Raw genomic sequence first — 12836 nt, 5'->3', positions numbered from 1 at the left:
CGCCGGTGCTGCTTAATCCGGCAGTTTGAACGCCATCACATAGTCACCCTGCTTGGTGCCCAGGGAGCCGTGACCGCCGGCCATGACCAGCACGTATTGCTTGCCGTCCTTGCCGGTGTAGGTCATCGGGGTGGTTTGCGCGCCTGCTGGCAGGCGGCCTTCCCACAGTTGCTTGCCGTTTTTCACGTCATAGGCACGCAGGTACTGGTCCAGGGTGCCGCTGAGGAACGCGACGCCACCGGCGGTGGTGAACGTACCGCCCAGGCTAGGCACGCCCATGGTCAGCGGGATCGGGACCGGCGAGCTGTCACGCACGGTGCCGTTCTTGTGCATCCAGATGGTCTGGTGGTTGGTCAGGTCGACCGCTGCCACGTAGCCCCACGCTGGCGCCTGGCACGGCAGGCCCATCGGCGACAGCAGTGCTTCAAGGATCACACCGTACGGCGCGCCTTTGTTCGGCTGTACGCCTTCGGTTTCGCTGACGCGTGGGCCTTGCTTGGCGATGTCGGCTGCCGGGATCAGTTTCGATTTGAACGCCATGTAGCTTGGGTTCACGAACGCGATCTGACGCACCGGGTCAACCGAGATGCCGCCCCAGTCGAACACGCCGAAGTTGCCTGGGTACACGATCGAGCCTTGCAGCGACGGCGGGGTGAACGGGCCGTCGTAGCGCATCGACTTGAAGTCGATCCGGCAGATCAGTTGGTCGAACGGCGTCACGCCCCACATGTCACGCTCCTTGAGGGGCGGCGGCATGAAGTTCAGGTCGGACTTGGGTTGGGTCGGGGAGGTGCGATCACCTGCCACTGCGCCTTGCGGTACAGGGATTTCGTTGATCGGAACCACTGGCTGACCGTTGCTGCGATCCAGCACGTAGATGCTGCCTTGCTTGGTCGATGCCATCACCGCTTGCTTGACGCCGTCAGCAGTCTTGATGTCGATCAGCGAAGGCTGGCCGCCCACGTCCATGTCCCACAGGTCATGGTGGGTGAACTGGAAGGTCCACTTCACGTGGCCGGTGTCGATGTCCAGAGCGGTCAGGCCCGCTGCGTATTTCTCGGAATCATCGGTACGGTCGCCGCCGTACTGGTCGGGCATCTGGTTGCCCATCGGCAGGTACAACATGCCGAGTTTTTCATCCACGGCGAACATGGACCACATGTTCGGCGAGTTGCGGGTGTAGGTCTTGCCCTCGGCCAACGGGGTGGTGTCGTCCGGGTTGCCGCTGTCCCAGTTCCACACCAGCTTGCCGGTGTGCACGTCGAACGCGCGGATCACACCGCTAGGCTCGTCGATGGAAACGTTATCGGTCACATGACCGCCGATCACCACCAGGTTCTTGGTCACGGCCGGTGGCGAAGTGGAGTAGTAGCCGCCTGGGGCGAAGCTGCCGATGTTGGCGCGCAGGTCGACCTGGCCTTTGTCACCGAAGTCTTCACACATCTTGCCGGTGTCGGCGTTCAGGGCGATCAGACGGGTGTCGGCAGTCGGCACAAAGATGCGTTTCGGGCAGGCAGTCGGTGCCGCAGCCGGGCTAGCGCTGCCAGTCGGGCTCTGTTCGGAAGCGTAGGCGGCGTCATCGTGATACGACACGCCACGGCAGGTCATGTGCGCCCAACCCTTGAAGTTCTCGGCGCCCTGGCTGCTGATCTTCGGATCGAAGCGCCAGATTTCCTTGCCGGTGTCCGGGTCCAGCGCGATCACCTGGCTGTGCGGCGTGCACACGTAGAGCATGCCGTTGACTTTCAGCGGGGTGTTTTCCGCGGTGGTTTCACCCGGATCGTTCGGCCCCGGGATATCGCCGGTGCGATAGGTCCACGCCGGCACCAGTTTGTGGGCGTTTTCCGGAGTGATCTGTGCCAGTGGCGAGTAACGGTCACCGAAGGCCGAACGGCCATAGGAGTTCCAGTCGCCATCGGCTTGGGAGGGTGCGGCGTTGGCCATGCCGGGGACCGCGTCGCGGTCCAGTTGGCCGGTCTTGACCATTTCACCTGGGTTGGTGAACTGGCTGGCCAGGGCGGTTGCGCCCGCCAGCACCACGGCCACGCTCAGCGCGCCAGTGCCCAGCGGCGCGGCTTGGCCACGCAGCAATGGCCGGCGAAACCACGGCAGCAGCATGACGATGCCCAGGGCGAACAGCAGGGCCAGGCGTGGCACCAGCTGCCACCAGTCCAGGCCCACTTCCCACAGGGCCCACACGGTGCTGGCGAACAACACCAGTGCATACAGGCCCAGCGCAGCGCGGCGGGTAGCCAGCAGCAACACGCCGGTCAAGGCAATGCCGATACCGGCCAGCAGGTAGTACAGCGACCCGCCGAGCATACTCAGCTTGACGCCGCCGGCCAGCAAGGCCAGCCCCATGATCAGCAGCAAGACCCCCAGCAGCCTGGGCAACAGGCGGCTTGGGCTTGAGGCACCATCAGTGCTCATAGTGTGTTTCTCCGTTACGTTGGAATTATGTAACCCCGTGCTTCACTCACTGTAGATGACGATTCGGCTCGGGCTTGGTTCATCGTTATTTTTGGTTTTTTCTGTGGATAACTCGGTTATCCACAGGCGGGCAATAACCCCCCCGGCGCTAGTCGATTCAAGACAGCGCTGTCTTTGTGCATGAAGAGATTCGGCAAATGGGGCGACCGGGAGGTGAAGCGTTTCAGATTGTTGCGAAGGATAATGCGGCGGGGCGTTTTGAGAAAGGGTGAATCGCAAGATGCATCATTTCAGTTTTGGTAACAGTGACAGATAGTCGCTGGCTAATAATGTGGGAGGGGGCTTGCTCCCACAAAGGGTTTTCGGTGTTGGTCAGAAGGTGGTGCGGATGCCGAACTGCACACTGCGCCCCGGTGCCGGTGCGATGTCGCGCAGGATCGAGCTGGCGTAGCGCACGGTCTGGTTGGTCAGGTTTTCACCGTTGACGAACGCCAGCCACTGGCTGCCACCGACGTTGAAGCGATACCCCGCGCTTGCTCCCAAAGTGGTGTAGCCATCGGTGCCGCTCTCGTTATCCGGCACGCGCCCTTGGCCCGCAGCATGTTCCACATCGATACGTGCCTGCCAGCGATCCAGTTCCCACAGCAAGCCGCTGTTCAAACGCAGGGGCGCAATGCGCGGCAAGGCTTCGCCGCTGTCCAGGTTGGTGGCGCGGGTGTAGTCGCCCGACAGTTCCAGAGCGAACTTGCCGTAGGCGCCTTCGCCGAGCTTCCAGTGATCCTGGGCTTCGAAACCGGCGAAACGCGCACGTACGCCGGAGTAGCCGTACTCGGGAATACCGCCAGCATCCTCTTCACCCTCGTCGTTCAACGTGCGGCCAGTGCCGAGCAAACCGATGTAGTTGGAGAAGCGGCTGTAGAACACGCCAAAGCTGCCCTTATGGGTGCCATTGTCAAAACGCAGGGCCAGGTCGCTGGACACGGCCTTTTCTTTCGACAGGTTGGCGTCGCCCAATTCATAGGTGCCGGTGGCGACGTGGGCACCGTTGGCATACAGCTCGTAGAAGGTCGGGGCGCGCTCGGTGTAGCCCAGCGTCGCGGCCACCGACCAGATTGGCGTAAGCGTGTAGACCGCACCCGACGACAGGCTGCCTGCGGTGAAGTCGTTGGATTTATCCGCAGTGGCAAAGCGCGCATTGCCCTTGCCATCCGGGTCGACGTTGGTGTGCTCAAGGCGCGCACCCAGGCTGAGTTTCAAGCGCTCGGTGGCTTGCATCTCTTCCAGGATAAACAGGGCGCCAGCGTTGGTATCGGTCTGCGGTACGAACGCTTCCTCACCCAGGGCCGAAAATTCATTGCGGGTCACTTGGGCGCCGACCACGCCGTCGAACGGGCCGATGGGCTGGTGACGCGCCTCCACTCGGGCTTCATAGCCTTTGTTCTTGAAGGTGGTGCCGGTTTCGCCGCCTTCAATTTCGCGGTGCTGATACTCGGTGTAGCCCGCGTCGATCTTCACCGAGGTAAACGGGCCCTGCAGGTTGCGGATTTCGGAGGCAAAGGCGTAATGATCCTGCTTCATGCGGATGCGTACATCCTGCTCGGCGGGGGAGCCATAATTACTGTCGTAGTTGCTGTAGGACAGGCCCGCGTAACCATCATCCCAGGTGTAGGAACCACCCACCGCACCGCCGTCCTGACGTCCGTTGCTGTTACCCAGGCGGCCGTTTTTGCCGGGGCCGTTTTCGCTCTCCGGCGCGTGGCGGCTGCGCGCATAACCGGGGATTTTCAGGTCGTTGAATTCCCGCGCATTGGCGTCCAGGTGCAAGGCGAATGTGCCGTTGCCGGCCTCCAGCTTGCCCGCGCTGCTGCGGGTGGTGTCGGCGCCGCCGTAGCGCAGTTCCCCCGCACCGTGGATGCCTTCGATGGCCTCGGTGGGGATGCGGTTGTCGAAGGTGTTGACCACGCCACCGATGGCACTGCCGCCGTACAGCAATGCTGCGGGGCCGCGCACGATTTCGATACGGTCGACATTGATCGGGTCCAGCGGCACCGCGTGGTCATAGGACAGCGATGACGCATCCAGCGCCCCCACGCCGTTGCGCAGGATGCGAATACGGTCGCCATCCTGGCCGCGAATGATCGGGCGGCTGGCGCCTGGGCCGAAATACGACGATGACACCCCGGGCTGCTTGTTCAGGGTTTCGCCGAGGCTGCCTTTTTGTTGCAGGGTCAGCTCATCACCTTCCAGCACAGTGGTGGGCGAGGCCAATTGTTCGCTACCCAGCGGGTTGCCAGTAACGACTTGGGGGGGCAGTTCCAGGGCATAGGCTTGTGAGCTGATCAACAAGGCGGCGGCGAGAGGGGACAAGCGCCAGAGAGAAGGCAGGGACATCGGATATTCCTAGGCAAAACGTCTGATAGATATAGTTACAATATAACATCTCTTTTTTCGTCTGGAAGGGGAACTTTTCCTGGCGGGCTATATTCAATGCGATGCTTCCACCTGCACGCCTCGTCGGCTAAGGTGCGCGGCTGTGTTTCCTCTTTTTGCAAAAGGCCCGGCATGACCGCGACAAGCAACGACCCGCTCCACGGCGTGACCCTGCAACACGTGCTCACCACCCTGGTGGAGCATTACGAATGGAGCGGCTTGGCCGAACGTATTGATATCCGCTGCTTCAAGAGCGACCCGAGCATCAAGTCGAGCCTGACCTTCCTGCGCAAGACGCCTTGGGCGCGGGAAAAAGTCGAAGGGTTGTACGTCAAGCTGATGCGCACCAAACGCCCGCTGGACTGAACCCATGAAGCGTTTTGTCGCGACGGCGGCGCTTGCCGGCTGGGTGGGGTTGGCGATCCAGCAGTACCTGATCCTTTATTCACGCTGGTCCATTGAAGCCAGCCTGCTGGGTGGGCTGGTGAGTTTTTTCAGTTTCTTCACCGTGTTGACCAACACCCTGGTGGTGGTGGTGTTGAGCTATGCCTGGGTCAACCGGGAGTCAGCCGGCAAACGGTTTTTCCTGGCACCTCACATCAGCAGTGGAGTCGCCGTGAGCATTGTGGTGGTAAGCCTGGCCTACAACCTGCTGCTGCGGCATTTGTGGAGCCCTGAAGGCTTTCAATTTATCGCCGATGAATTGCTGCACGACGTGATGCCGTTGCTGTTTCTGATTTATTGGTGGCGCTGTGTGCCCAAGGGTTTTTTGCGCCTCAAGCACATCGGCGCCTGGGTGATTTACCCATTGATGTACTTCGCGTATGTGCTGATGCGTGGGCATTTGCTTGGGCAATATCAGTACCCGTTCATCGATGTGGACCGCCTCGGTTATCCACAAGTGTTTGTGAATGCCGGGGGGATTCTGGCGGGGTTTGTGGCGATAGCGTTGGTGATGGTGGGGCTGGATAAATTCATCAAGCCCCGGCCCTGACTCACTCTTGCGGGCTGCCGTCGGCGCGCCAGTAACCCACGGCCTTGAGGTATTCCTCATTGACTTTGTGGGTGTCCAGCAACGCCCGCCGTACTTGGCGCGACAACCTGGTTTCGGTCGCCACGAAGCTGTACAGCGTGCCGTCGGGCAGCGTCAGGTTTTGCACCACCTCAAGCAGGTCATCGCGGCCACGCAGCGCCCAGATCACCTCCACATCGGCCGCACTTTGCAGCGTCTGTTGCTCCGCCGCATCGGCGATTTCAATCACCGCAAGCACCTTGCGCCCAGCGGGCAACTCCTCCAGACGCCGCGCAATGGCGGGCAGGGCAGTTTCGTCGCCGATCAGCAGGTAGCTGTCGAAAATGTCCGGCACGATCATCGAGCCCCGTGGCCCACCGATATACAGGTGCTGCCCGACCTGCGCCTGCTCGGCCCAGGTGGACGCAGGGCCATCGCCATGCAGCACGAAGTCGATATCCAGCTCGCCGGTTTCCAGGTCGTAGCGCCGTGGCGTGTAGTCGCGCATGGCCGGTTGCGGGCCGTCGCCCTTGATGGCGAACGTCGGGCTTTCAAGCGCTGCTTGCTCGGCGGCGTTCTGCGGGAACAGCAGCTTGATGTGATCGTCGCTGCCCAGGCTGATAAAGCCCTCCAGCTCAGGCCCGCCCAGTGTGATGCGGCGCATGCGCGGGGTGATGTCCACCACCCGCAGAACTTCCAGGCGGCGGCGTTTGATTTCGTGGGTCACGCGATGAATGGCTTGTGTGTTCATTGGTCTGTCCCGTCGGCAATGGCTTGAGCGGTGCGATTGAGCAGCGCCGCGACACGAATGATTTCTTCCGGGCTCCAGTGCCCGTTGTGCGAATGCAAGGCGTGGCGCAGGTTGTGCACCGCCTCATGGATCTGGGGTGGGCGGTCGTGGCCACGCAGCGAGCGCTTGCTGACATCCAGGCGCATGCGCACGCCATCCAGGGCAACGGCTTGTTCGCTTAAGAAGAGACGACCGGCGTCGGTGATTGTGTAGCGTTTTTTTCCACCATCGGCGTCGCCGCTGATCAGCTCGCTCTCTTCAAGAAAGGTCAGGGTGGGGTAGATCACGCCGGGACTGGGGCTGTAGGCGCCGTCGAACAGGCTCTCGATGCGGCGGATCAGGTCGTAGCCATGGCAAGGTTGCTCGGCGATCAATGACAACAGCAGCAGCTTCAGGTCGCCGGGGGCGAATACCCGTGGGCCGCGGCCGCCGCGTTTTTCAAATTCGCCGCGATGCTCGTGTCTCATGCGCAAGTCCTCTGAACAGGTTTAGATATAACTTAAGATATATCTTTGCTGAAATGGTAGTCCTTGGCGACCAACGGTCAACGGGGTAGGCACGGGTTTCGGTCATAAGTGAAACAAGTCCGATTGGATCTTTTCTATTTATAGAGTTATAACTTTAATTAGAGTCATGACTCGAATTCTTATCTGGCCCGTGGTTGTGGAGGTGCTTTTGAGTTGGTGTGGTCTGTGTCTTACAGTAACTTCTTTATCGTGTTTTTAAGTGTGTAGCCTGTTTCCTACGGATAATTTTAAAGTTTTGGCGAAATGCCATCTTTTTCGCTCAACCGCTGTTTACAAGGGCTACGCTCATTTTGGAATGCGCCTGCATACCTGCCTATAGTTTCGATTGATCATTGTTTGGCATTGCTTGTTCCAACTAATCGGCAATGTAATTCGTTGTTAGGGATCTCCTTGGCAATGAACCAATCAATGTTGTCAACTACAGGTATTGACCATGTTCAAGAAGTTTGCTGTTGCTGTTCCCCTGGCTGTTCTGGCGCTGTCTTCCTCGGTAACCGCTATCGCTGCCGGTGAAGCCAGCCACACCGTCAACCTCAAGGCAAACATCCCGACCACCGTGTTCCACGCCCAGCCGCGTGATCCGAACTGGGGCCGTGACGAGACCATGACCTACAACCTGGTCAGCGGTGAATTGGCTCCCCTGAGCGCCATCTACGACATCAAGAACACCAACGGTTCGGTTGCCGCCTACATCGAAGGTGGCCCGGCGGTGCTGTTCAACGGTGATGCCGCGCAGAACATCCCGGTTACCACCACCCTCAACGGGGTGACCCTCACCGGCACGCCACAGGAAGTGGTCAACGAAGCCGACTCCACCCCAGGCGTGGGTGCGGAAATGCGCATCGCTGCCGCCAAGCCTACGGCGACTCAGCGCGGTGCCTACACCACCACCATTCCGGTGGTATTCGACGCCGTACTGCCAGCCCTGTGATGCCAATGAGTGCCTGTTAATCACGGGCATTCACTTGCAGGTCGGCTGATTCCCTTCTCTGTCCGCCGACCTGGTTTTTTTATCTCTTGGCATTCAGGGTATCCGTCCATGTTTCCGATGACGCCTATCGCGGTTGCGCTTGCGCTGTTGATGTGTACGAGTGCGCTGGCTGCACCCGCTGCCTCCGGCGCTGCAACCCCTGGCAGCTTGATTACCCAGGCCCAAGGTCTGCCCGCAGGTTTCAGTGATCACTTTTTCGACGTGCCGTTGGCGGTGCGTGTGGACCTTGACCAGCAACCGCTGGGCGAGGCTCTGATTGTGCTGTCACGGGATGATCGCGTGACCTTGCTCGAATTTACCGACACCGGCGACAGCAAAGTCCCGGCCGCTACCCGTGATACCTGGCAAGCCGTGTTGGAAAAAGGCGTGGCCCTGGGCGCCTGCACCCAGGCCTGCCCGGAAAAAATGATCTCGGCGTTCTACAACCTGGAAAACTCCCAGTTGTCGATCCTGACCCAGGACGTCGAACGCAGTGACGACATTCCGCGTTTCTATGACCAGCCCGAAGGCGGCAGCCTGGGGCTGATCATTAACAACCAGCTCAACCTCAACGGCAGCCAGGAAGACAGCCTGGGCGGTCGCTATGGCTTGCAAGCCAGTTCCAGCGTGGGTAACTGGAGCCAGGTATTCAACCTGCAACTGGCGCGTCAGAGTGGCGACAACGAACCCATGCGCCACGCGATTCACGAGCTGTACACCCAGCGCGAACTCGAAGGGCAGTTTTTCCGCCTGGGTCACTTCACCCCCAATTCCGACGGCCTGACCCGTCAACTGCGCAGCTTCGGCGCCAGCCCCGACACGGCGCTGGGCCTGATGTATGGCAGCTCCGACAGCCTGGCCATCAACAACACCAAGCCCAGCGTGTACCCGATCTACGTTACCGCCAACCGCCAAGCGGCGGTGGAGATCTACCGCAACGGCTTGCTGATCAATACCCAGGCGGTAGCGGCAGGCCTGCAAACCCTCGATACACGGCCACTGCCCGGCGGCATCTATGAAGTGGAAGTGCGCCTGGTGGAAGACGGCCTCACCACCAGCACCACCCAGGAGCTGGTGTACAAGCCCAGTAACTGGCGCAACGCCGAAGACCGCTGGCGCTACAACCTGTTCGCCGGGCGCGAGACCAAGTTGTTCAGCAACTGGGACGAACAGGCTTCGGGTGCAATGACGGCCGGTGCGTCGCTCAACTATCTGGTACACCCGCGCGTGATCCTTGGCCTGTCGGCCCGCCAGGTGCGCGAGCAACTCCAGTACGGCGGGTCGATGGACTGGACGGTGGCCAACAACACCAGCGTCTATGCCAACCTGTACCAGACCCAGGAACATGGCACCGGCATGGACCTGCAAGGGCTCTACACCTTGGGCTCAACCAACCTGGTGTTCAGCCATAACCGCAGCTGGCTAGACACGCGTGACACCTACGAAACACTGCCGGACGGTACGCGTCTGCGCCGCAATACCTTCGTGGGTGAGGCCAGCAACACCGCGTTGTCGGTCAACCACCGCCTCGACGCGAAAAACACCCTGAACATGCGCCTGTCCCACAGTGAGGGCAATATCGAGGGCGCGGGGTTGGACCTGGGCTGGAGCCGCCACGACAACCTGTTCGGCAGCGATGCCAACTGGCGCTTCTCGGTGTTCGATCGGCCCGGTAGCGCTGGCACCAACGATGCGCGCAATCGCGGCGTGGACGTGAGCGTCAGCATGAACCTGGGCCGCGATGGCCGGCAGATTTCCGGCAGCATCGGCACCCGTACCGCCCGTGATGGCGGGCGCGACAATAACGCTTCGGTGACCCTGCGCCAGGACCTCACCGACCACGCGCTGCAAAGCGTCTCGGCGACAGCGATCACCGATACCTATGGTGTCGGCCTGTCGGGCATGGCCAGCTTCAATACAGACGCGTTCAGTGGCGACGGCTTTGTGCAGCGCAGCTCCTTCAATGGCGACCTGAGTGGTGGTTTGAACCTCAACAGCACCTTTGTCGCCGGTGCCGGCAAGATGCTGCTGAGCAGCCAATACCAGGGTAACGGTGCCGGGATGATCATCGACGTGGAAACCGACCTCGATGAAATCGCTCTGCGCGCCGACGACCTGGGCGGTGGCGGCGCCATCTTGCGGCCCGGGCGCAACTACGTGCCGGTCTCGGCCTACAAGAGCAGCAGCGTGAGCTTCGATTTTGAAGGCAATCACCCGCCCGCCGCCAATATCCAGCCGACCCGCGCCAGCTATCACCTGAACAAAGGCGGCGTGGACTACCGGAAAATCACCGTGATGAAAACCGTCACCGTGCTCGGTCGCTTGTTGGATGAACGTGGTGCACCGCTCAAGGGCCATCACGTGATCAACCATGCCAGCCGTGGAGTCAGCGAAGTGGACGGGTTCTTCTCGATGGAAATGAGTTCCAGCGCACCCACCTTGCAAGTGCGCTACCAAAACCAGTTGCTCTGTCAGTTCCGCCTGGATCCTGCTAACGCACCGAATGAAAGTGACGTGTTGATGATCGGCGATTTGCGCTGCACCAAGGACACGCTCGCAGAAGCGACCCACAACGCCGAAACCGCTGGTTGATGGCATGGACTGGATTTTTATGAACGTGAAAAACGCAACAAGAACAGGCTTGAAGCAGTGTGCGTTCGCGCTGGCGCTGGTCAGCATGAGCCTGCCTGCGCATGCGCTGGTGCAAAACATCACGGCGGTGTTTCGTCCTGACCCGTCGAACCCGATGGTCAACAAGTTTCAGAACACCACGCCCCACAGTGGCGTGTGTGCGTGGCACGTACCAGCCAGGTGTGAGGCGCTGAATACCTTCAGTATTCGTGATCCGGCATTCAGGGCAAACTCGGTAGAGCCGATCGAGGCCAACCATGAAGATCCGCGAAAAGGCGCCTATTTCAAAGTGCCTTCATCTTGGCGTGATGTGCAGGTGACCCATGTCGGGACGGGTGAGGTTGAAACCGTTCAAATGCGCATTGCGGGTATTGGTACACGTTGGGATGTGCCGCGCCCTCCTGGCGTCAGCGGGTGGGCCAATGGAGGGACCGGTTGGAGCTACCTATGGACGTACGGTGCGCCTCCCTGCCAGGGGGTTAACTACTTGGCGGCATCCGCCAATTTCGCACTGTTTTTCTGGATCGTCCCGGAGGGCGTGGGGGCTTGTACGGTAAACCCGGGCACCACTTTTCCGCGCTTGGCCTACAACCACTTGGAGTACGGCTACGAACTCAAAACCCCTAACCCGCTAGGCATGGCCAGCGGCGAATACCGGGGCTCCCTGACTTACAGCATCGGGCCGGGCGGGGATTTTGATTTCGGTGACGTGATGGCGTCGACTGAAAGCGCCCTGACTTTCAATTTTCAATTGTCGGTGGAGCACGAGCTCAAGGTTGATCTCCCGCCGGGCGGCAACCGCATCGAGTTGCTACCCGAAGGCGGTTGGCAAGCCTGGCTCAACCGTGGGCGCCAGCCAGCGCGGTTGTTCCGTGACCAGACCTTCGTCATTTCCGCCAGTGGGCGTTTCAAGATGCAGCTCGAATGCAGCCTTGCGGTGGGCAACACCTGTGGCTTGCGCAACGGCGCGGGGGACCAGGTGCCGTTGCAGGTGGCTGTCAGCCTGCCATTTGGCATGCAGGACCAGGCCGGGCAAGCCGTCAACAAGCTGCCCCTGCGCCTGGATGGCGTGGGCACCGAGCTGTTCCAGCCGGTATTTTATGTGAACAACCGCTCCGGAAAACTGCACTTTGAAGTCGAAAGCGGCGACGTCAAAGACATGCTCGAGCATCCGGGCAGCACCTATTCGGGCGTGGTCACGGTGATCTGGGATTCAGAAGTCTGAGTGGGCACTGGCCGTATATCAGCCGTTGGCTGGGTTCAATCTATAAGGCGTAATCAAACATGAAACATGCAGTGTTAGCGGTGGGGCTGTTCCTGATGTCGTTGGGCGCTTATGCGGGGCCGGCGATCAACGTTGGGGTGGTCTATGACTATCTGGACGGCGACCGCAGCTCTTACCTCAAGCGGGTCTACAACGGCGGCACCAGTACCGCGTTTATCAAGGTCAATGTGCTGGAGATCGTCTACAACGCCGACGGCACGTCCCGGGAAGTGCCCGTCGCGTCGATGACCGACGCCAAAGGCAGCACCACCAATCGCGACGGCCTGATGGCCAGCCCGGCGCGCCTGATCGTACCGGCCGGTGGGCGTCAGGGCACACGGTTGCTGTACATGGGCGAACGCGACACCGAACGTTACTTTCGTGTGCGCTTCATCCCGGTGGTACCGGAAAAGGAAGATGACTTTGCCGTGACCGATCAAGAGCGTGCCGAGTACAAAGACGCGCTGGCGGCCGGGGTCAATGTCATGGCGGGCTACGGCACGGTGTTTTTCGTCAGGCCCAAGGACACCCGTTTCGATACGCAAATCAGCGAGACCAGCAGCCAGTACACCCTGCGTAATGCGGGCAACAGCGTGGTGGTGCTCGATGAGTTCCGCGATTGTTCGGTGGCGAAAAAGACCGACTGTGAGGCCACCACCAAGCACCACATCCTGCCCGGTCGCCAGTTGGTGCTCGAGAAAAAGCCGGAGCGCCAGTTCAACTTCCAGATGATCGAAGGCCGCAACAAAAAACCGATGTCGGTCAGCAGTAACGGGTGATGA

General features: G+C 60.4%; 10 protein-coding genes. 6 read left to right on the top strand and 4 right to left on the bottom strand.

From position 1 onward, the window contains the following. Positions 1 to 12: 12 nt before the first annotated feature. Together JH25_RS18365 and JH25_RS18370 are read right to left on the bottom strand one after the other, a co-directional pair. On the bottom strand, positions 13 to 2430 hold the full coding sequence (locus JH25_RS18365) for a glucose/quinate/shikimate family membrane-bound PQQ-dependent dehydrogenase (RefSeq protein ID WP_032877602.1): 2418 nt from the start codon (positions 2428 to 2430) through the stop codon (positions 13 to 15). Between the two features lie 372 nt (positions 2431 to 2802). Next, the gene (locus tag JH25_RS18370; RefSeq protein WP_032877600.1) at positions 2803 to 4821 is read right to left on the bottom strand and encodes a TonB-dependent receptor; all 2019 of its coding nucleotides are present in this window, start codon (positions 4819 to 4821) and stop codon (positions 2803 to 2805) included. A 171-nt stretch (positions 4822 to 4992) separates the two neighbouring features. On the opposite strand from JH25_RS18370, the gene JH25_RS18375 reads away from it, so the two are divergent. Then, positions 4993 to 5226: a VF530 family DNA-binding protein gene (locus JH25_RS18375; RefSeq protein WP_003188882.1), complete on the top strand. Its 234-nt coding sequence runs from the start codon at positions 4993 to 4995 to the stop codon at positions 5224 to 5226. A 4-nt stretch (positions 5227 to 5230) separates the two neighbouring features. Continuing rightward, the gene (locus JH25_RS18380; protein WP_032877598.1) at positions 5231 to 5854 is read left to right on the top strand and encodes a Pr6Pr family membrane protein; all 624 of its coding nucleotides are present in this window, start codon (positions 5231 to 5233) and stop codon (positions 5852 to 5854) included. Between the two features lies 1 nt (position 5855). On the opposite strand, the gene JH25_RS18385 is transcribed toward JH25_RS18380, so the two are convergent. Then, positions 5856 to 6623, bottom strand: coding sequence for a siderophore-interacting protein (locus JH25_RS18385; protein ID WP_032877596.1), 768 nt, complete (start codon positions 6621 to 6623; stop codon positions 5856 to 5858). After that, positions 6620 to 7129, bottom strand: a complete 510-nt coding sequence (locus JH25_RS18390; protein WP_032877595.1) for a PadR family transcriptional regulator — start codon at positions 7127 to 7129, stop codon at positions 6620 to 6622. Before JH25_RS18390 ends, JH25_RS18385 begins: the two co-directional genes overlap by 4 nt. Before the next feature lie 493 nt (positions 7130 to 7622). Between JH25_RS18390 and JH25_RS18395 the strand changes: the two genes are divergently transcribed. The 4 genes from JH25_RS18395 (at position 7623) to JH25_RS18410 (ending at position 12833) form a co-directional block, all read left to right on the top strand. Further along, positions 7623 to 8120 (top strand): CS1 type fimbrial major subunit, encoded by a 498-nt coding sequence (locus JH25_RS18395; protein ID WP_032877593.1) that lies wholly within the window; start codon positions 7623 to 7625, stop codon positions 8118 to 8120. A gap of 108 nt (positions 8121 to 8228) precedes the next feature. Continuing rightward, a complete protein-coding gene (locus JH25_RS18400) occupies positions 8229 to 10751 on the top strand; it encodes a CS1-pili formation C-terminal domain-containing protein (protein ID WP_032877591.1) in 2523 nt (840 codons plus the stop codon). Positions 10752 to 10770: 19 nt separating this feature from the next. Next, positions 10771 to 12015: a hypothetical protein gene (locus JH25_RS18405; protein WP_032877589.1), complete on the top strand. Its 1245-nt coding sequence runs from the start codon at positions 10771 to 10773 to the stop codon at positions 12013 to 12015. A 59-nt stretch (positions 12016 to 12074) separates the two neighbouring features. After that, on the top strand, positions 12075 to 12833 hold the full coding sequence (locus JH25_RS18410) for a pilus assembly protein (protein ID WP_032877587.1): 759 nt from the start codon (positions 12075 to 12077) through the stop codon (positions 12831 to 12833). The last annotated feature ends 3 nt before the right edge of the window (positions 12834 to 12836 follow it).

Source organism: Pseudomonas sp. BRG-100, from assembly GCF_000737955.1.
Lineage (GTDB): Bacteria > Pseudomonadota > Gammaproteobacteria > Pseudomonadales > Pseudomonadaceae > Aquipseudomonas > Aquipseudomonas synxantha_A.
This window is presented reverse-complemented; position numbering and strand designations above follow the sequence as displayed.